Source organism: Streptomyces sp. NPDC088157, assembly GCF_044741545.1.
In the GTDB taxonomy this organism is placed as follows: domain Bacteria; phylum Actinomycetota; class Actinomycetes; order Streptomycetales; family Streptomycetaceae; genus Streptomyces.
The window spans coordinates 802,800-821,675 of the sequence record NZ_JBIUSU010000005.1 but is presented as its reverse complement, the minus strand read 5'-3'; the positions used below and the strand labels follow the sequence as shown (position 1 = coordinate 821,675).

Annotated in this window: 15 protein-coding genes and 3 tRNA genes; 8 read left to right on the top strand and 10 right to left on the bottom strand. The window is 71.3% G+C overall.

The features are described from left to right. Positions 1-23: 23 nt before the first annotated feature. The 6 genes from purF to purS all read right to left on the bottom strand — a co-directional run bounded on the left by purF (position 24) and on the right by purS (position 6,786). Positions 24-1,550, bottom strand: a complete 1,527-nt coding sequence (purF, locus tag ACIPFH_RS23860; protein WP_356249368.1) for an amidophosphoribosyltransferase — start codon at positions 1,548-1,550, stop codon at positions 24-26. 276 nt (positions 1,551-1,826) lie between these two features. Further along, on the bottom strand, positions 1,827-2,309 hold the full coding sequence (locus tag ACIPFH_RS23855; protein WP_401829134.1) for an META domain-containing protein: 483 nt from the start codon (positions 2,307-2,309) through the stop codon (positions 1,827-1,829). A 49-nt stretch (positions 2,310-2,358) separates the two neighbouring features. After that, positions 2,359-3,156, bottom strand: a complete 798-nt coding sequence (locus ACIPFH_RS23850) for a sterol carrier family protein (RefSeq protein WP_401829131.1) — start codon at positions 3,154-3,156, stop codon at positions 2,359-2,361. Between the two features lie 401 nt (positions 3,157-3,557). Further along, on the bottom strand, positions 3,558-5,816 hold the full coding sequence (gene purL / locus ACIPFH_RS23845) for a phosphoribosylformylglycinamidine synthase subunit PurL (protein WP_401829128.1): 2,259 nt from the start codon (positions 5,814-5,816) through the stop codon (positions 3,558-3,560). Next, a complete protein-coding gene (gene purQ, locus ACIPFH_RS23840) occupies positions 5,813-6,517 on the bottom strand; it encodes a phosphoribosylformylglycinamidine synthase subunit PurQ (protein ID WP_356249356.1) in 705 nt (234 codons plus the stop codon). The genes purL and purQ overlap by 4 nt, the downstream gene beginning before the upstream one ends. Next, positions 6,514-6,786, bottom strand: coding sequence for a phosphoribosylformylglycinamidine synthase subunit PurS (gene purS, locus ACIPFH_RS23835; RefSeq protein WP_020131278.1), 273 nt, complete (start codon positions 6,784-6,786; stop codon positions 6,514-6,516). The genes purQ and purS overlap by 4 nt, the downstream gene beginning before the upstream one ends. Positions 6,787-7,149: 363 nt before the next feature. On the opposite strand from purS, the gene ACIPFH_RS23830 reads away from it, so the two are divergent. From ACIPFH_RS23830 to ACIPFH_RS23795, 8 genes are all read left to right on the top strand, one after another. Further along, on the top strand, positions 7,150-7,467 hold the full coding sequence (locus ACIPFH_RS23830; protein ID WP_401829126.1) for an Lsr2 family protein: 318 nt from the start codon (positions 7,150-7,152) through the stop codon (positions 7,465-7,467). A gap of 151 nt (positions 7,468-7,618) precedes the next feature. After that, a tRNA-Gly gene (locus tag ACIPFH_RS23825) sits at positions 7,619-7,690 on the top strand. Between the two features lie 80 nt (positions 7,691-7,770). Further along, positions 7,771-7,843, top strand: a tRNA-Gly gene (locus ACIPFH_RS23820). 215 nt (positions 7,844-8,058) lie between these two features. Beyond that, a complete protein-coding gene (locus ACIPFH_RS23815) occupies positions 8,059-9,012 on the top strand; it encodes an ABC transporter ATP-binding protein (RefSeq protein ID WP_401829124.1) in 954 nt (317 codons plus the stop codon). Further along, positions 9,009-9,824, top strand: a complete 816-nt coding sequence (locus ACIPFH_RS23810) for an ABC transporter permease (protein ID WP_401829121.1) — start codon at positions 9,009-9,011, stop codon at positions 9,822-9,824. The genes ACIPFH_RS23815 and ACIPFH_RS23810 overlap by 4 nt, the downstream gene beginning before the upstream one ends. Positions 9,825-9,888: 64 nt before the next feature. After that, positions 9,889-11,142, top strand: a complete 1,254-nt coding sequence (locus tag ACIPFH_RS23805) for a sensor histidine kinase (protein ID WP_401829119.1) — start codon at positions 9,889-9,891, stop codon at positions 11,140-11,142. Continuing rightward, the gene (locus ACIPFH_RS23800; protein WP_401829118.1) at positions 11,139-11,747 is read left to right on the top strand and encodes a response regulator; all 609 of its coding nucleotides are present in this window, start codon (positions 11,139-11,141) and stop codon (positions 11,745-11,747) included. The genes ACIPFH_RS23805 and ACIPFH_RS23800 overlap by 4 nt, the downstream gene beginning before the upstream one ends. 23 nt (positions 11,748-11,770) lie before the next feature. Beyond that, positions 11,771-11,846 (top strand) — tRNA-Gly (locus tag ACIPFH_RS23795). A gap of 37 nt (positions 11,847-11,883) precedes the next feature. Here the strand turns inward: ACIPFH_RS23795 and ACIPFH_RS23790 are convergent. From ACIPFH_RS23790 to purD, 4 genes are all read right to left on the bottom strand, one after another. Continuing rightward, positions 11,884-12,783 carry a phosphoribosylaminoimidazolesuccinocarboxamide synthase gene (locus ACIPFH_RS23790; RefSeq protein WP_401829115.1) on the bottom strand — a complete coding sequence of 300 codons (900 nt, stop codon included), beginning with the start codon at positions 12,781-12,783 and terminating at the stop codon, positions 11,884-11,886. A 93-nt stretch (positions 12,784-12,876) separates the two neighbouring features. Further along, the gene (locus tag ACIPFH_RS23785) at positions 12,877-14,403 is read right to left on the bottom strand and encodes a N,N-dimethylformamidase beta subunit family domain-containing protein (protein WP_401829113.1); all 1,527 of its coding nucleotides are present in this window, start codon (positions 14,401-14,403) and stop codon (positions 12,877-12,879) included. Between the two features lie 420 nt (positions 14,404-14,823). After that, positions 14,824-17,097, bottom strand: coding sequence for a hypothetical protein (locus ACIPFH_RS23780; protein ID WP_401829253.1), 2,274 nt, complete (start codon positions 17,095-17,097; stop codon positions 14,824-14,826). A 471-nt stretch (positions 17,098-17,568) separates the two neighbouring features. Further along, positions 17,569-18,831, bottom strand: a complete 1,263-nt coding sequence (gene purD, locus ACIPFH_RS23775; RefSeq protein WP_401829110.1) for a phosphoribosylamine--glycine ligase — start codon at positions 18,829-18,831, stop codon at positions 17,569-17,571. Between the last annotated feature and the right edge of the window lie 45 nt (positions 18,832-18,876).

Here is an 18,876-nt window from a genome sequence, read left to right as displayed (position 1 = left end):
CGGGTTGGTGATACGTGCGGGACTTACGGGCGACGGATCGCGTCGGCCGCGGCCGTGGCTGCCGGACCGGCCGCCAGCTCGGTCTCCAGGAGCTGCTTGCCGAGCAGCTCGGGGTCCGGGAGGTCCATCGGGTACTCGCCGTCGAAGCAGGCGCGGCAGAGGTTCGGCTTGGCGATCGTGGTCGCCTCGATCATGCCGTCGAGGGAGATGTAGGCGAGGGAGTCGGCGCCCAGGGAGGTCCCGATCTCGTCGACGGTCATGCCGTTGGCGATGAGCTCCGCGCGCGTGGCGAAGTCGATGCCGAAGAAGCAGGGCCACTTCACGGGCGGCGAGGAGATCCGGATGTGGACCTCGGCCGCGCCCGCCTCGCGGAGCATGCGGACCAGGGCTCGCTGGGTGTTGCCGCGCACGATCGAGTCGTCGACGACGACCAGGCGCTTGCCCTTGATGACTTCCTTCAGCGGGTTCAGCTTCAGCCGGATACCGAGCTGGCGGATGGTCTGCGAGGGCTGGATGAAGGTCCGCCCGACGTACGCGTTCTTCACCAGACCCGCGCCGAAGGGGATGCCGGAGGCCTCCGCGTAACCGATGGCGGCCGGGGTGCCGGACTCCGGGGTCGCTATCACCAGGTCGGCGTCGACCGGCGCTTCCTTGGCCAGCTTGCGGCCCATCTCCACGCGGGAGAGGTACACGTTCCGGCCGGCGATGTCGGTGTCCGGTCGGGCCAGGTACACGTACTCGAAGACACAGCCCTTGGGCTTCGCTTCAGCGAACCGGGAGGTCCGCAGTCCGTTCTCGTCGATGGCGATGAACTCGCCGGGTTCGATCTCGCGGACATAGGCGGCGCCGCAGATGTCGAGGGCGGCGGACTCGGAGGCGACCACCCAGCCGCGCTCCAGGCGGCCGAGGACCAGCGGGCGGATGCCCTGGGGGTCACGGCCGGCGTAGAGGGTGTGCTCGTCCATGAAGACGAGCGAGAAGGCGCCCTTGACCTGCGGGAGGACCTGGTGGGCCGCCTCCTCGATGGTCAGCGGCTTGCCGTCCTGGTCGACCTGGGCCGCGAGGAGCGCGGTGAGCAGGTCGGTGTCGTTGGTCGCCGCGACACGCGGGGAGCGGCCCTCCTGCTTGGGCAGGTCGGCGACCATCTCGGCGAGCTGGGCGGTGTTGACGAGGTTGCCGTTGTGGCCGAGCGCGATCGAGCCGTGCGCGGTGGCACGGAACGTCGGCTGGGCGTTCTCCCACACGGAGGCGCCGGTGGTCGAGTAGCGGGCGTGACCGACCGCGATATGACCCTGGAGCGAACCGAGCGAGGTCTCGTCGAAGACCTGGGAAACGAGGCCCATGTCCTTGAAGACGAGGATCTGGGAGCCGTTGCTGACCGCGATTCCCGCGGATTCCTGACCTCGATGCTGGAGGGCGTAGAGCCCGAAGTAAGTGAGCTTGGCGACCTCTTCACCGGGAGCCCAGACCCCGAAGACGCCGCAAGCGTCCTGGGGGCCTTTCTCGCCGGGGAGCAGATCATGACTGAGTCGACCGTCACCACGTGGCACGCCTCCGAGTGTAGGCGAGATCGACCACTGGTCCGAATTGGGGATACCCGCCGGTAACTGGATCACCTGTCGGCCACCGCGCCCTCGATCGACTCATTTACGCAGGTCAGCCGCCAGATATGATGATCCAATAGGCGGTTGGGCGGGCTGCGGAGGCGGGTGCTGGCGAGCCGCTCCATGAGGACGAGTGAGGTGTCGCACACCATGGGGCTCGGCGGGTGCGGTTCACCGGAGGCGGGGGCCGCTCGGATGTCGTTTCCGGTCGGCGTCCGGGAGTCACTTCCTGGTCAGCCGGACCTGGTCGCCGTCGGCCGTGGTGAGCGTCAGCGTGGAGCCCTTGACCTCGGTGCCGAGGGGGCCCTCGGCGAGGGTGCCGGCCAGCGTGCGCTCGAAGTCCATGGGCCGGCCCGTGCAGGCCATCCTGGTCGACCTGGATTCGCTGAACCGGATGTGGTCGCCCTCGACGGTGACCTTGGCGGTGAAGTTGTTGCAGCCGTAACTGCCCGCCGCCTTGCCGTCCTCGATCTCGAGGTGCGCACCTGTGGGGGCGCGATGGATGGTTCCGTCCACGGTGACGCTGGCGACGTTCCAGCGGACACCGGTGACGGGCTGCTCGGCGCTCACGGCCCCGCTGCCGGGCTGCTCACCGTCCGCCTTCTCACCGCCGCAGGCCGCGGCGAGCGGGACGAGCAGAACGGCCGCGGTCAGCGTCAGGCGGCGCTTGTACGTGTGCGTAGGGCTGTGCCTCTGCCTGTACATGCGGATTCGACGGGACAGGTGGGGCGATCGGTTCCACCTGGGGTCGGATTCAGGACATCAGGGGCAGAAGCGAGGTGAGGTCGGCCCGCTCGCCGCCGGCGGCGACCTTCGCCTGCTCGACGGCGTCCGCCCAGCTCACCCGGCCGGTCGCCAGCCGGATCCAGGTCAGCGGGTCGGTCTCGACGACGTTGGGCGGGGTGCCCCGGGTGTGCCGGGGGCCCTCGACGCACTGCACGACGGCGTACGGCGGGATCCGCACCTCGGTCGCGCCGCCGGGCGCCTTGGCGGCGAGGGCGTCGGCGAGGAGCCGGGTCGCGGCGGCGAGCGCCTGGCGTTCGTACGGGATGTCCAGGCCGGGGACGGCGGCGTTCAGGTCGTCGGTGTGGACGACGAGTTCGACGGTCCGGGTCACGAGGTGGTCGGCGAGGGTCATGGCGCCGGTGCGGGTGGCCAGGAGGCGATCGCCCGGGGCGCCGGCGAGGTCCTCGGTGACGCGCTCCTCGGTGCGGGCGAAGAGCGCGTCCAGGTTGGGGTTGGCGGCGGCGAGGTCCCGGGTGCCGTCGGAGATGTCGGCGGCCCGGGCGGCGGTGGCGAAGGGCCACTCCAGGAGCGTGAGCTCCGCCTTCGGGGGCTCGTCCCGGTCCAGGTTGCGGCTGACGGTCGCCACCGCCATGGCCACGTGCGCGGCCAGGTCCCGCACGGTCCAGCCCGCCAGCCGCGTGGGCAGCGCGAGCTGCTCGGGGGTGAGGGTGCCCACGGCCCGCCGTACGTTGCCGAACTGCGCGGTGACCGCGGCCCGGATCTTGGCGGGGTCGTACGCGCGCGTGCGTTTCCTGGCCGGAGGCATGGCGGTGAGCCTAGTGGCCGCCGGGGACACCGTGACCGTCGGGCCGTGCGCGGCGTGGGGCATGGATCGCGGTCGCGGCACGGTGGCCGTCGGCGGATCCGACGACGGCGTGCCAGACGACGGCGTGCCTTATGGCGTGTGCCTGACGACGGCGTGCCTTATGGCGTGTGCCTGACGACGGCGTGCCTGACGGCGGCATGCGTGGTGCCGAGGGTCCTGTTGTCAGGGTCCTGCCCGGCGGCGGGCACGCCGATGCCGGTGCGGGACCGGCGAACGTGTGACGGTCACGGTGAAGGCCCCGCCCGTGGGAACGGACGAGGCCTTCACCGTCGTACGGATGCCGCGCGACCGCCGGGCCGCGGAGAGGCCCGCGCGGACGCGGGTGCCACGGCTGAGGGTGCCTACGCGAGCAGCGCCGGGATGGTCCCCTCGTGGGCCTCGCGCAGTTCCTCGAGGGACAGCTCGAACTCGCCCTGGAGCTCGACCGTGTCGCCGTCGACGACACCGATGCGGGTGACGGGCAGGCCGCGCGCCCCGCACATGTCGTTGAACCGGAGCTCCTCGGAGCGCGGGACGGCCACCACGGCGCGGCCCGCCGACTCGGAGAAGAGGAGGGTGAAGGCGTCCAGCCCGTCCGGTACGACCAGCCGCGCGCCCTTGCGGCCGAGCAGCGCCGACTCGACGACCGCCTGGACGAGCCCGCCGTCCGACAGGTCGTGCGCGGCGTCGATCATGCCGTCACGGGAGGCGGAGATCAGGATCTCGGCGAGCAGCCGCTCCCGCTCCAGGTCGACCTTCGGGGGCAGACCGCCGAGGTGGTCGTGCACGACCTGGGACCAGGCCGAGCCGCCGAACTCCTCACGGGTGTCGCCGAGGAGGTAGAGCAGCTGGCCCTCCTCCTGGAAGGCGACGGGCGTGCGGCGCGCGACGTCGTCGATGACACCCAGCACGGCCACCACCGGGGTCGGGTGGATGGCCACCTCGCCCGTCTGGTTGTAGAGGGAGACGTTGCCGCCGGTCACCGGGGTGCCCAGCTGCTGGCAGGCGTCGGCCAGGCCGCGGATGGCCTCCGCGAACTGCCACATCACCGCCGGGTCCTCGGGCGAGCCGAAGTTCAGGCAGTCGGAGACGGCGAGCGGCTTGGCGCCGGTCGTCGCCACGTTCCGGTAGGCCTCGGAGAGGGCCAGCTGGGCGCCCGCGTACGGGTCGAGCTTGGCGTACCGGCCGTTGCCGTCGGTCGCGATGGCGACGCCGAGGCCGCTCTCCTCGTCGATCCGGATCATGCCGGAGTCCTCGGGCTGCGCGAGGACGGTGTTGCCCTGCACGAAGTGGTCGTACTGGGACGTGATCCACTTCTTGGAGGCCTGGTTGGGGGACGAGACCAGCCGCAGGACCTGGTCCCTGAGCTCCTGGCCGGTCTGCGGCCGGGGCAGCTTGTTCGCGTCGTCCGCCTGGAGGGCGTCCTGCCACTCCGGACGGGCGTAGGGGCGCTCGTAGACCGGGCCGTCGTGGGCGACGGTGCGCGGGTCGACGTCGACGATCTTGCCGCCGTGCCAGAAGATCTCCAGCCGGTCGCCGTCGGTCACCTCGCCGATGACGGTCGCGATGACGTCCCACTTGTCGCAGATCTCCAGGAACCGGGCGACCTTCTCCGGCTCGACGACCGCGCACATGCGTTCCTGCGACTCGCTCATGAGGATTTCCTCGGGCGAGAGCGTGGAGTCGCGCAGCGGTACGTCGTCCAGGGTGACGCGCATGCCGCCGGAGCCGTTGGAGGCCAGCTCGGACGTGGCGCAGGACAGGCCGGCCGCGCCGAGGTCCTGGATGCCGACGACCAGCTTCTCCTGGAAGGCCTCCAGGGTGCACTCGATGAGGAGCTTCTCCTGGAAGGGGTCGCCGACCTGGACGGCCGGGCGCTTCGACGGCTTGGCGTCGTCGAAGGTCTCGGAGGCGAGGATCGACGCGCCGCCGATGCCGTCACCGCCGGTCCGGGCCCCGTAGAGGATGACCTTGTTGCCGGTGCCGGAGGCCTTCGCGAGGTGGATGTCCTCGTGCCGCATCACGCCGATGGCACCGGCGTTGACCAGCGGGTTGCCCTGGTAGCAGGCGTCGAAGACGACCTCGCCGCCGATGTTCGGCAGGCCCAGGCAGTTGCCGTAGCCGCCGATCCCGGCGACGACTCCGGGGAGGACGCGCTTGGTGTCGGGGTGGTCGGCGGCGCCGAAGCGCAGCGGGTCCACGACCGCGACCGGACGCGCGCCCATCGCGATGATGTCGCGGACGATGCCGCCCACGCCCGTGGCCGCGCCCTGGTAGGGCTCGACGTACGAGGGGTGGTTGTGCGACTCGACCTTGAAGGTCACGGCGTAGCCCTGGCCGACGTCGACGACGCCGGCGTTCTCGCCGATGCCCACGAGCAGCGCGTCGGACTGGGGGGCCTTCTCGCCGAACTGGCGGAGGTGCACCTTGGAGGACTTGTACGAGCAGTGCTCGGACCACATGACGGAGTACATGGCGAGCTCGGCGCCGGTGGGACGGCGGCCGAGGATCTCCACGACGCGCTCGTACTCGTCCTTCTTCAGGCCGAGTTCGGCCCAGGGCAGCTCGACGTCGGGGGTCTCGGTCGCGTGCTCGACCGTGTCCAGAGGCGTCCGGCTCATGCGTTGACCAGCTTCTTGAGAATCGAGGTGAAGAAGGGGAGGCCGTCGGTGCGGCCGGACCCGATGAGCGGCTCGACGGCGTGCTCCGGGTGCGGCATGAGGCCCACGACGTTGCCGGCCTCGTTGGTGATGCCGGCGATGTCGCGCAGCGAGCCGTTCGGGTTGCCGTAGCCGTCGGCGCCGTCGCCCTGCACGAGGTACCGGAAGGCGACGCGGCCCTCGGCCTCGAGCTTGTCGAGGGTGTACTCGTCGGCGACGTACCGGCCGTCCATGTTCTTCAGCGGGATCTGGATCTCCTGGCCCGCCTCGTAGTCGACGGTCCAGGCGGTCTCCGCGTTCTCCACCCGCAGCTTCTGGTCGCGGCAGATGAAGTGGAGGTGGTCGTTGCCGAGCATCCCGCCGGGCAGCAGGTGGGCCTCCGTGAGGATCTGGAAGCCGTTGCAGATACCGAGGACCGGAAGGCCGGCCTTCGCCTGCTCGATGAGGGTCTCCATCACCGGCGAGAAGCGCGCGATGGCACCGGCCCGCAGATAGTCGCCGTAGGAGAAACCACCGCACAGCACCACGGCGTCGACCTGATGAAGGTCTTTGTCCTTGTGCCAGAGAGCGACGGGTTCGGCGCCCGCGAGGCGGATCGCGCGCTGGGTGTCCCGGTCGTCGAGACTGCCCGGGAAAGTGACGACGCCAATACGAGCGGTCACTTCGCGGCTCCCGCGACTGCTTCTTCCGACTCGACCTTGACGGTGAAGTCCTCGATCACGGTGTTCGCGAGGAAGGATTCCGCAAGATCGTGGATGCGGGCGAGGGCGGCCTCGTCGACCGGCCCGTCAACTTCCAGTTCGAATCGCTTTCCCTGACGTACGTCGGAGATGCCTTCGAAACCCAGTCGCGGCAGTGCGCGCTGCACCGCCTGGCCCTGGGGGTCGAGGATCTCCGGCTTGAGCATGACGTCGACTACGACGCGTGCCACTGGCACTCCCGGTGGTGTGGTGCTGAGCAGGTTCCTGCGGGTGTCTCCAACAGGTGTCTTCAGACTACCCGCACAAAATTTCTACGCGGGTAGAGTTGTAGGAAACTACGTGAGCGCCATCACGATCAGGTATCGGACCAGTGCCTTCGTGAAAATTTCAGGGAAAGATCCGGGGTGCACCAACGTTCCCTATTGCCCCGGGACACGCGGGCAGATTTAGTCGGGCTTCACATTGCAATGCCAGGCACTGTACAAATGAATTGGCAATAGCCGATACTTTGCCCCATAACAGGCGGACAGTCGACATCTCCGTGACGTCTTGGCACGTCATCGCAGAGCTGTCGCACGAAGGGACCGATATTCGTGGCGCAGAAGGTCGTGGTCACTCTCTCTGACGACATCGACGGCTCGGAAGCGGCGGAAACGATCGCTTTCGGGCTCGACGGCAAGTCGTACGAGATCGACCTGAATGAAGCCAATGCCAAAGAACTGCGTAAGGCTCTCGCGCCCTACGTGGACGCCGGCCGCAAGCGGTCGAGGTCGGGCAAGGCGTACAAGCAGACGGAGGTCGCACCCGACCCCGCGGCCGTCCGCGCCTGGGCCCAGGCCAACAAGATGGAGGTACCGGCCCGCGGCCGCATCCCCAAGAAGATCTACGAGGCGTTCACCGACGCCCAGTGAGCCGCACCCGCTGAAAGTCCCCGTGAGCCGAGGGCCGACGGCCGGTCACCCACCCCTCGAACGAACCGACTTGCGCTGCACCCCTCCTGGTCAGCTAGAGTCTGGAGCACGCCGAGGGGCCAGGCCGAAAAGCCCAGCTCACGGAGTACATGCGGGTGTAGTTCAGTAGTAGAACATCCCCCTTCCAGGGGGAAGGCGCAGTGTGCGATCCCTGTCACCCGCTCTGCATCACCGATCTGACCACTGTTGTGGATCAGGTAGGCTGGTGCCCGCGCCGATCGGTGAAAGCCGGTCGGAGGCAATGCGGACGTAGCTCAGTTGGTAGAGCGCAACCTTGCCAAGGTTGAGGTCGCGAGTTCGAGCCTCGTCGTCCGCTCGGGAATGAGACCCCGGTCCTATGGACCGGGGTCTTTTCGTGTGCCTTGATCCTGTGCCTTCATCTTGTGCGCGCGACCGTGTGGTCGCGACCGTGTGGTCGTGATCGTGGGCCCGCGATCGTGGGCGTCGCGCGAGCGGTCGTCTGACATTTGTCATGCGGAGTGATGACACCTCGCACTGCTGCCGGTCTCCTTCCCCAGGAAGGCTTGAGGCATGAACACGAATGAACACGTGATCGAGGTCACCGACCTCCGGCGTGTGTACGGGGGCGGGTTCGAAGCGGTCCGTGGGATCTCCTTCCACGTCGACCGCGGTGAGATCTTCGCGCTCCTCGGTACCAACGGCGCCGGAAAGACATCGACGGTCGAGTTGCTCGAGGGACTCGCGCGCCCCGACGGCGGGCGCATCGCAGTCCTGGGCCACGATCCGCACACCGAACGGGCCGCCGTACGACCGCGTACCGGCGTGATGCTCCAGGAGGGCGGCTTCCCCTCCGAGCTGACCGTCGCCGAGACCGCGCGCATGTGGGCCGGCTGCGTGAGCGGCGCCCGCCCGATCGACGAGGTGCTCGCCCTCGTCAGGCTGGCCGGACGCGCCGACGTCCGGGTCAAGCAGCTGTCCGGAGGCGAGCGGCGGCGCCTCGACCTGGCGCTCGCGGTCCTCGGAGAACCCGAGGTGCTGTTCCTGGACGAGCCGACGACCGGCCTGGACGCCGAGGGCCGCCGGGACACCTGGGACCTGGTGCGCGCGCTGCGCGACGCCGGTACGACGGTGCTGCTGACCACGCACTACCTGGAGGAGGCGGAGAACCTCGCCGACCGGCTGGCCATCCTGCACGAAGGCCGTATCGCGGCCGCCGGGACACCCGCCGAGGTGACCGGCGCCCAGCCGTCCCGGATCACTTTCGAACTGCCCGAGGGGTACTTCGTGGGCGACCTGCCTCCGCTGGGCGAACTGGGTGTATGCGGTCACGAGATCGACGGACGCGTCATACGGCTGCGCACCCGCGAGCTCCAGCGGGCGGCGACCGGACTCCTGGTGTGGGCCGAGCGGGCCCAGGTCGAACTGCGGAGGCTGGATGTGCGGTCCGCCTCGCTGGAGGAGGCGTTCCTGGGGATCGCCCGGGAGGCGTCGAACAGCGACGAGACCGAGGAGGTCGCGGCATGAGCGGGGCAACGGTGAAGGACGCGGCGACCCGTGCGGGCAACCCTTCGGTCACGACCCCCGCGAGCCGGATGGCCGCCCTCGCACGCGCCGAGCTGAAGCTGCTCGGGCGGAGCAGGAGCACGATCATCGCGGCCGTGTTCGTGCCGCTGGTACTGCCGGTGAGCCTGGCGACGGTGGTCGAGGACATGGACGTGGAGGACGTCGGTCTCAGCGTCGGTCTGGTGCTGCTGCCCGCCGCCATCGGCTTCTCGCTGCTGTTCGGGGTGTACTCGGCACTGACGGCCATCTACACCGCCCGGCGCGAGGAGCTCGTGCTGAAGCGGCTGCGTACCGGTGAGCTGCGGGACCCGGAGATCCTCGGCGGATCGGCGCTGCCCGTCCTCGCCACGGGGCTGGTGCAGTCCCTGGTGCTGGTGGCCGGCTGCACGGTCCTGCTCGATGTGCCGGCCCCCCAGGCCCCCCATCTCGCCTTCCTGGGGCTGCTTTTGGGCCTGGCGATGTGCGCGGCGCTCGCCGCCGTCACGGCGGCCGTGACCCGGACCGTGGAGAGCGCACAGGTCACCACCATGCCCTTGGTGCTCGTGTCGATGACCGGTTCCGGTGTGACCGTCCCCCTGGAAATGCTGCCCGACCGGCTCGCCTTCGTCTGCGAACTGCTGCCGCTGTCCCCGGTGATCACCCTGATACGCGGCGGCTGGACCGGAAGTCTGTCGGTGTACGAGGCCCTGGGCGCCCTGGCGACCGCACTGGCCTGGACCCTGCTGGCGGTGTTTGCTGTACGGCGGTGGTTCCGTTGGGAGCCCCGGCGCTGACCAGCCGGGACCGCAGGGGGCCGAGCCGGGATCGTGGCGGGTCGAACGGTGGGGGAGGACATGGATGTTGGGCCGTATTCGGGGGTGGCAGCGGCGTCACTGGCGGGACCGCAGCAAGGCCGAGCGGGTCGAGTTGCAGACCCTGGGCACCTGGTACTTCACCACCTGGTTCTTCTCCCTCGCCTGGCTCGCGCTGCCCCTGGTGGGCGGGCTCGAACAGCGTCCCGGGCCGCTCCTCATCGGCGGGCTGCTCCTGCTGGCGAGCGCCCTCCAGTGCGCCGAGGCGAACCGGCTCACGCGGCCCGTCCTCGACCACTATCTGCACCGCGCCGAGCTCCCGCCCCGCGCCCTGTATCCCGCGGCCGGGCTGCTGGCCCTCGGACTGGCGCTGGCCCTCGCGCTCTCCGTGGTGGGCGGCGCCGACCCGGTGACGACCCGGCTCTGTATAGGAGCCGCGCTGCTGCCCTTCGGGATGCTGTACGGACTCGTGGTGCCCATCCGGCGGTTCCTGTGGCACTCCGCCCTGCTCGCCTTGGCCCTCATGGCCGTGTTCGGCTGGGCCGAACCGGATACGGCGGGGATCTTCATGGTCGGGTTCCTGACCGCCTTCGCGACCTGCTTCTCGCTGTTCGCCTGCCGCTGCAGCGCCTGGAACCTGGCGGTGCTGTGGGAGGCGGACCGGGCCGGGGAGGTCGAGGCGCGGCTCGCCGTCGCGGAGGAGCGGCTGCGGTTCGGGCGGGATCTGCACGACGTGATGGGGAGGAACCTGGCGGTGATCGCGCTGAAGAGCGAGCTGGCCGTGCAGTTGGCAAGGCGTGGGCGGCCGGAGGCCGTGGAGCAGATGATCGAGGTCCAGCGGATAGCGCAGGATTCACAGAGGGAGGTCCGCGCTGTCGTGCGGGGATACCGGGAGGTGGACCTCGGGGTCGAACTGGCCGGGGCACAAGGGGTGCTGCGGGCGGCCGGGATCGCGTGCGAGGTGAGCGGGGAGACCGGCGGGCTGCCGGCCGAGGTGCAGTCGGCGCTCGGCTGGGTGGTGCGGGAGACCACCACCAACGTGCTGCGGCACGGAGACGCCGGGCGGTGCTCGGTGACATTGCGGATGCCGGAGGGATGCGTGGTGCTGACGGTGGAGAACGACGGCGCCGGGACCTCCGCCCCCGAAAGCGGCGACGGGTCGGGACTCACCGGGCTGCGGGAGCGGTTGCGGGGCGTCGACGGGACACTGGACGCCGGGTTCGTCGGAGCCGGCGTCTTCCGGGTCGTCGCCGAGGTGCCGCTGAGCGGGAAGGCTGCTGTGAGAGAGGTCACTTCATGACCGTGCGGGTGCTCCTGGCCGACGACGAACACCTCATCCGGGGTGCGCTAGCCGCGCTGCTCTCCCTGGAGGACGACCTGGTGATCGTCGCCGAGGCGGCCACCGGCCCGGAGGCGCTGGCGATGGCACGGGCACACCGGCCCGACGTCGCCGTCCTGGATCTGCAGATGCCGGGCGCCGACGGTGTGAAGGTCGCCACATCCCTGCGTGCCGAACTGCCCGACTGCCAGGCACTGATCGTCACGAGTCACGGCCGGCCGGGGCATCTCAAGCGGGCGCTCGCGGCGGGGGTGCGTGGGTTCGTCCCGAAGACGGTGAGCGCGCAGCGGCTCGCGGAGATCATCCGGACGGTGTACGCGGGGAACCGTTACGTCGACCCGGAGTTGGCCGCCGACGCGATCGCCGCCGGTGACTCGCCGCTGACCTCGCGTGAGGCGGAGGTACTCGAACTCGCCGCCGACGGTGCGCCCGTAGCGGAGATCGCCGAGCGGGCGGCGCTGTCCCAGGGGACCGTACGGAACTATCTGTCGTCGGCCGTCTCGAAGCTCGGGGCGGAGAACCGGCACGCGGCGGTACGGCTCGCGCGGGAGCGGGGTTGGGTATAGTTGGCCTCGCGCCACGGCGCACTGCGGACGTAGCTCAGTTGGTAGAGCGCAACCTTGCCAAGGTTGAGGTCGCGAGTTCGAGCCTCGTCGTCCGCTCCATCGCAAAGGCCCCGGTCATCGACCGGGGCCTTTCGCGTCAGGTCCAGCTGGTGCCCGTCAGGCGCTCGTAGGCCTCGATGTACTTCGCTCGGGTCGCGTCCACGATGTGCTGGGGCAGAGGCGGCGGGGGCTGCTCGCTCGCGCGGTCCCAGCCGGACTCGGCCGAGGTCAGCCAGTCACGCACGAACTGCTTGTCGTACGAGGGCTGCGCGCGACCGGGCTGCCACTGGTCGGCCGGCCAGAAGCGGGAGGAGTCCGGCGTGAGGACCTCGTCGGCGATGACCAGGTCGTCGCCCTCGAAGCCGAACTCGAACTTGGTGTCGGCGAGGATGACGCCCCGGTCGCGGGCGATGTCGCGCGCGCGGCCGTAGACGGCGAGGGTCGCCTGGCGGAGCTGGGCGGCGGGGTCGGCGCCGACCTGGCGGGCGACCTCCTCGTAGGAGACGTTCTCGTCGTGCTCGCCGACGGCGGCCTTGGTGGCCGGGGTGAAGATCGGGGCGGGGAGTTCGCTGCCGTCGACCAGCCCTTCGGGGAGGGCGAGGCCGCAGACCGTGCGGGACTCCTTGTACTCGACGAGGCCCGACCCGGTGAGATACCCCCGGGCCACGCACTCGACGGGGACCATCCGGAGCGACTTGCAGACCAGGGTGCGGCCGGCCCAGTCGGCGGGGGCCCCCGCGGGCAGTTCCGTGCTCAGGACGTGGTTCGGGACCAGGTCGGCGAGCTGGTCGAACCACCACAGGGAGAGCTGGGTGAGGACGCGGCCCTTGTCGGGGATCTCGGTCGGCAGCACCCAGTCGAAGGCGGACGTGCGGTCGCTGGCGACCATCACGAGATCGCCCGCCTCGTTCTGGTACAGCTCACGCACCTTGCCGGTGTGCAGATGCACCAGGCCCGGCACCTGAAGGGGCTCGGGCTTTTCTACGAATCCGGACACGGTTCCTCCCCGTGGTTCTGTCCTAGTGGGTCGATTGTCCCGTACATCGGGATCGGTCAAGGACAGCGGGTGGGGCGAGCGGGCGGGCGGACGTCAGTCGCGTTTGCAGATGCGGTCGAGGAGGTTGGCCGTGGCGCGCTGGACACGGGGGTCCACATGGCCGGGGCGGTCCAGGGCCGGGGACCAGGCGAAGGTGCCGGAGGCGAAGACCAGGGCGCCGGAGGGGGCCCGGTAGAGGGAGGTCTCCTGGTGGCGCTGGACGCCCTCGCTGTCGGCGTACGGGGAGTGGGCGAGGAGTATGCGGTTCTCGTGGGGCGGGAGGGGGGTGCGCGGGAAGTAGCGGTCGGCCTCGCCGGCCACCAGGTCCTCGATGCCGTCGCCGTCGAGCGCGCCGGTCGCCTCCCACAGCCAGTGGTCGGCGTTGCGGACGATCAGCGGGTGCGGCTCGGGCACCCGGCCCGCGTACTGGATGCCCAGCAACTGCTGCTCGGCGCGGTCGATCTCACGCCACAGAACGGGTTTGCCGGGCCCCTTGCGTTTGCGGCAGGTGAGCAGGCGGCCGGGGACCCCGGACGGGGACGGACCCAACTCCACCTGCCAGTAGAGGGAGTTGGCGGACAGGAAGACGAGTGAGGTGCCGCTGTCTCGGGCGAGTTCCACGGTGCGGCGCATGTTCGTCGACCAGTACTCGTCGTGGCCGGGGAAGACCAGGCCGCGGTAGCGGGTGGGGTCGATGCGACCGGCGTGCAGGTCACGGGCATCGGCGTAGGCGAGGTCGTAGCCGTAGCGCTCGGCCCAGCGGATGAAGTCGTAGGCGTGGCCCACATGGAGCGGGAGGCCGGCACCGGCGTACGGGCGGTCGAAGGAGACCGTGGTCGCCGCATCGGCCTCGCCGAGGAGGCGGCCGCTCTCGTCCCAGGCGTGGTAGAGGCTGGCGCCGCCGCGGCCGTCCTCGGGGTAGAGGTTGTAGGCCTGCCAGGTGATGTCGGGGAGGAGCAGGAGCAGGTCGGCGGGGTGGTGGTCGCTGACCGTGAAGGGCACGTGGGAGCGGTAGCCGTCGACGGTGGTGAGGACGGCGACGTAGGCGCCGACGTTCCAGTACGACGGGACCTGCAGGCGCCAGGACAGCCACCAGTGGTGGCAGGAGACGGTGCGGTCGGCCGTCAGCGGCGGGGGCTGGACGATGCCGGAGAGACGCGGGCTGGTGGTGATCTTCGCGGCGCCGTCGCCGTCGTAGTGGCCGATGCGGTAGATGTCGACGCTGAACTCCTGGGGCGGGTCGACCGTGATGTGGAAGTCGACGGCGTCTCCGGGGGCGACCGCGCCGGTGGAGATGAAGCCCTTGATCTGGCGGCGCACGTCGTCGGCCGAGCGGGGGCCGCCCGCCGCGGGCGCGGTACGGGGGGCGGGAACGCGGGGGGCGCCGTCCCGGGACGGGGCGGGGGCCTGGTCCACGTACCAGGGGACGACCTGGCCCGTGTCGTCGAAGTACGTCTCGCTGCCGCGCAGCCAGGGGACGGGGCCCTGTCCGAAGGGGTCCGTCACGGCGTGGGCCAGTGCTCCCGACTCCCATCGGCGGATGTGTTCCGGTCCTGGTACTGGTCCTGGTCCGGGTCCCATGGTGCTCCCCTCCCTCGTGCCCCCGTGATGGATCGTGCGTACGTGACCGTCCTGCGCGTCTGGCCTATGTCGCAAGCCCTTGCCATGGGCTCGATCGATCCCAGCACATCACATAACGCGCGCAGGCAGTCACTATTCGTTGCGAATTGGCCGAAAGTGGAATCGGGGGCTCCGATAAGGCTTGGCAGACGGCCTGCAGAGGGCTGTCGGCTTGGCTGGAGGGGGTGGTGGTCGGACAGGTGACGGGACGCATGCAGGGGGCGGCCGGGGGTGGCTCGGGGCCACGAGGGCGGTCCGGGACTCGGCCGGTCGGGGGTCGGCCGGTCGGGGGGTCGGCCGGTCCGGGGGCGTTCAGCCCGGGCGCCGACAGTCCCGGGGGCCGGGTGGGGCAGCTCCGGCACGGCGCCGGCTTCGCCTCACTCAGCAGAGTCGTACCGGCTTCTCCGGTCGTATGCCGCGCTCGACCAGCCAGGTGCGCAGGGGGAGCGCGTCGCCGTCCTCGACGAGACTGAGCACCCGGAGGGTCAGGTCGGCCACGCGCTCACCGTCGACCAGGAGGGTCGGGCCGTCGAGCCAGTCGAGACCCGGGATCGCGCCGACGGTGTCCATCGCGGCGCAGCAGACCATCGCCGTGACGTGGTCGGCCAGGAGTTCGCGGTCGGTGCGCGGCGGCTGGAGCGGGAACAGGGGGACGCCCTCGTCCCAGAGGGCCGTGTCCGGCCCCTGCCCCGGCGTCGGACCGGCCGGGACGGGAGGCGCGGCCGCCGCGGCCGCGGCCTCCTCCCGCCCCAGCTCGGCACCGAGCCCGGCGGCGAGAGCGACGCTGCGAGGGTTCGGAGGCACGGGATCCTCGTCGTCCTCGGCATCCTCGGAGAGGAGGGCGGGCTCGGGGGCGGGGGCGGTGCGGGGGTCGGCGGCGGTGCGGGGGTCGGCGGCGGTGCGGGGGTCGGCCGTGGCGCCGGTGAGCGGGGTGGTGCCGGGGACTGGGGTGGTGCCGGGGACTGGGGTGGCGCCCGGGTCCGCCGTGGCGTCGGGGGCCGGGATGGCGCCGGGGTCGGCCGTGGCGCCGGGGACCGAGGCGGCGCCGGGGTCGGCCGTGGCGCCCTGGACGGCCGGGGTGCCGGGGACCGGAGCGGTGCCCGGGTCCGCCATGGCGCCGGGGACCGGGGTGGTGCCGGGGTCGGCCGGGGGGCCGGGGACCGGAGCGGTGCCCGGGTCCGCCGTGGTGCCGGGGACCGGGGTGGTGCCGGGGTGCGGGGGTGGGTTCGTGGCGGCCGGGGAGCCGGTGGGAGGCAGGGATGGTGTGGGCCCGGATTCGGGGGCGAAGGGCGTGCTCGTGCTCGCGTCCTTCGCCGACTCGCAGGTCGGTGCCGAGTGGGACGGGTGGGGCCCGTCCGCGTCGTCGGGCCGGTCCGTCAGGTGGTCCAGGACGCGGGCCAGAGTGGGGCCGCTGGAGCCGCCCGGGTGGGACGTGGCTGTGAGGCCGGGGGTGGGGCGGACGCCCAGGGTGTCGAGGACCCGGTGGAGACGGGCCGCGTCGGTACGCCACTTGCGGTCGACCACCTCGTCCGGGTAGTCCTCCCAGGCCACCGGCGACCAGTCCGGGCCCGGGTCCGCGGGGCCGCCGTGGAAGAGGCGGGCGGCGAGCAGCGAGGCGGCCTCGTCGATCGTGCCCGGCTCTTCGAGCAGGTCGCAGGCGGGGCGCTCACCGAGGCGGGAGGCGAATCCCTCGGCCAGCCGGTCGCGCCGGGACAGTTCGGTGAGGGCGGCGACGACGCCCGCGTCCAGCCGGGAGGGCCAGCGGCCCATCCGCCAGGCGGGCAGCGCCACGCGCGTCAGAAGACGGTCCCAGCCCGCGTACGCCAGGCCCACCTGTTCCTGGGCGACGATGCGCAGCCCGTAATCCACGGTCTGTGCACGCTCGGCGGCCGCCGCGGCCACCCCGCGCTCCATCTCGCCGGCGTGGGTCTGACAGCCGCGCAACATCACGCGCGCCACCCAGCCGATGCCCGAGCAGGCCGGGCGCAGCACGGGATACCGGTCGCCGCGGTAGGCACAGACAGCCACCGCGGCGTCCAGCCCGCGTACGAAGCGCCGGGCCGCCGCTATGTCGGGGTGCGCCGAAGGGCCCGTACCGGCGACGACCGGGGCGAGGACGGCGCGCAGCTCGCCGACGCGCATCCACCACAGGAACGGGGACCCGATGACGAGGACGGGTGCGGCTGTCGGACGGCGGTGGAGGCGGCCGTGGGAGCCGCCCGGGCCGACTATCTCGTCACCGCCGCGGGACGGGGACGGGCCGTGGGCCCGGTGGGTGCGGTCCTCCAGCCAGCTGTCGCAGTCCGGCGTGAGCGCTATCGCGGAGGGCGCGGGGACGTCGAGACGGTCGGCGAGGTCGCGGACCAGCCGGTACAGGTCGGGAGCCGCCTCCTCGGCGACGGCGACCGTGGGACTGACGGCGGGGCGCGCGCGGGCGACGACCAGAGCGATGACACCGGCGGCGAGCAGCACGACGAGCGCGACGACGGACACGGCCCAGCGGGCGGCGTCCCACCCCGGACCCACGAAGTGCCCGGTGGAACCGCCGGCCAGGAGGATCACCGCGGCGGCCGCGGGCAGCAGCGCGACGGCGAGCGCCCGGCTGCGGATGCGCAGCACCGCCAGCGCCCGGGCACGCGCGGCCTGCGCGCCCATCTCCACACCGATACCGGTCACGTCCGGACCTCACCCCCTCTCTGCCGACCTGATTCCCCCGGCTGTCTTCGCAGTGCTCACTCCCCCACTGTGGCACCGACCACTGACATCGCAATGCCGGTGGGCCAAGTGCCGGAAACGAGTACCGGAACGCTTGCGCCGCACCCTAGTTGGCGCTCCGGCCCACGTCAGCCGGATAGCTCAGCGCTCACACGATGGAATGGCTCAGGGGAAAGGTGGATGACGCTGAGCAACGATCAGGCCCCGGGTTCCATGGCTCTCCGTACGGAGTTCCATGGTGGCCCGGGGCCTGAGAGATGCCTGCTGATGACTGCCTGATGCCTGCCGAGGTGGCAGCCCGGCTGCAGAGGTGGCTGCGGATGTCCCGAAGGTCTGCGGCTGCCCGCCGACGTCCAGCGAGACGGAAGCGTCCGCCCGGACGGGTGTGTGCACACCCGTCCGAAACGCGCTCTATTCGCCCGCCGCCGCCTTCGCCGCGATGTCCGTCCGGTGCTGGGAACCGTCGAGTCCGATGCGCGTGACCGCCTTGTACGCGCGCTCGCGGGCCTCGGTGAGGTCGGTGCCGGTCGCGGTGACGGACAGCACGCGCCCGCCGGCGCTGACCACCGTGTCGCCGTCCTCCCCGTCGTACCGCGTCCCCGCGTGCAGGACGTACGCGTGCGGGGCGTCCTCGGCGGCCACCTCGGCGAGACCGGTGATCGGGTCACCGGTGCGCGGGGTGCCGGGGTAGTTGTGCGAGGCGATGACGACGGTGACGGCCGCTTCGTCGCTCCAGCGCAGGGGCGGCAGGTCGGCGAGGTCGCCGGTGGCGGCGGCCTTGAGTACACCGGCCAGCGGGGTCTTCAGACGGGCCAGGACGACCTGCGTCTCGGGGTCGCCGAAGCGGGCGTTGAACTCGATCACCCGGACACCGCGGCTGGTCATCGCGAGGCCGGCGTAGAGCAGACCGGAGAAGGGGGTGCCGCGACGGCGCATCTCGTCGACGGTCGGCTGGAGCACGGTCTCCAGGACCTCCTCCACCAGCTTCGGGTCGGCCCAGGGCAGCGGCGAGTAGGCGCCCATCCCGCCCGTGTTGGGGCCCTCGTCGCCGTCGAGCGCGCGCTTGAAGTCCTGGGCGGGCTGGAGGGGGACGACGCTCGTGCCGTCGGTGATCGCGAAGAGGGAGACCTCCGGGCCGTCGAGGAACTCCTCGATGACGACGCGATCACAGCCGGCCGCGTGCGCCGCGGCGGCCTCAAGGTCGTCGGTGACGACGACGCCCTTGCCGGCGGCCAGACCGTCGTCCTTGACGACGTACGGTGCGCCGAAGGCGTCGAGGGCCTCGGCGGCCTCCTCGGGGGTGGTGCAGACGTAGGAGCGGGCCGTCGGTACGCCGGCCGCGGCCATCACGTCCTTGGCGAACGCCTTGGAGCCCTCGAGCTGCGCGGCCTCCTTCGAGGGGCCGAACACCGGAATGCCCACCTCGCGCACGGCGTCGGCGACCCCGGCGACCAGCGGCGCCTCGGGACCTACGATGACCAGCTCGGCGGCGAGCTCGACGGCCAGCGCGGACACGGCCTTGCCGTCCAGGGCGTCGACCTGGTGCAGCTCGGCGACCTCGGCGATGCCGGCGTTGCCAGGGGCGCAGTGCAGCGCGGTGACGGCGGGATCGAGGGACAGTGAGCGGCACAGGGCGTGTTCGCGGGCGCCGCTGCCGATGACGAGGACGTTCACGGGGGTCAGCCTAACGGGCCGAGGCCGGGGTGCTTTGTGCGGGCT

Bases quoted from the DNA above. Each gene is read 5' to 3' on its own strand.
- ACIPFH_RS23855 (WP_401829134.1), bottom strand. From the start codon at position 2,309: ATGTACAGGCAGAGGCACAGCCCTACGCACACGTACAAGCGCCGCCTG.
- ACIPFH_RS23850 (WP_401829131.1), bottom strand. From the start codon at position 3,156: ATGCCTCCGGCCAGGAAACGCACGCGCGCGTACGACCCCGCCAAGATC.
- purL (WP_401829128.1), bottom strand. From the start codon at position 5,816: ATGAGCCGGACGCCTCTGGACACGGTCGAGCACGCGACCGAGACCCCC.
- ACIPFH_RS23815 (WP_401829124.1), top strand. From the start codon at position 8,059: ATGAACACGAATGAACACGTGATCGAGGTCACCGACCTCCGGCGTGTG.
- ACIPFH_RS23810 (WP_401829121.1), top strand. From the start codon at position 9,009: ATGAGCGGGGCAACGGTGAAGGACGCGGCGACCCGTGCGGGCAACCCT.
- ACIPFH_RS23805 (WP_401829119.1), top strand. From the start codon at position 9,889: ATGTTGGGCCGTATTCGGGGGTGGCAGCGGCGTCACTGGCGGGACCGC.
- ACIPFH_RS23800 (WP_401829118.1), top strand. From the start codon at position 11,139: ATGACCGTGCGGGTGCTCCTGGCCGACGACGAACACCTCATCCGGGGT.
- ACIPFH_RS23785 (WP_401829113.1), bottom strand. From the start codon at position 14,403: ATGGGACCCGGACCAGGACCAGTACCAGGACCGGAACACATCCGCCGA.
- ACIPFH_RS23780 (WP_401829253.1), bottom strand. From the start codon at position 17,097: ATGGGCGCGCAGGCCGCGCGTGCCCGGGCGCTGGCGGTGCTGCGCATC.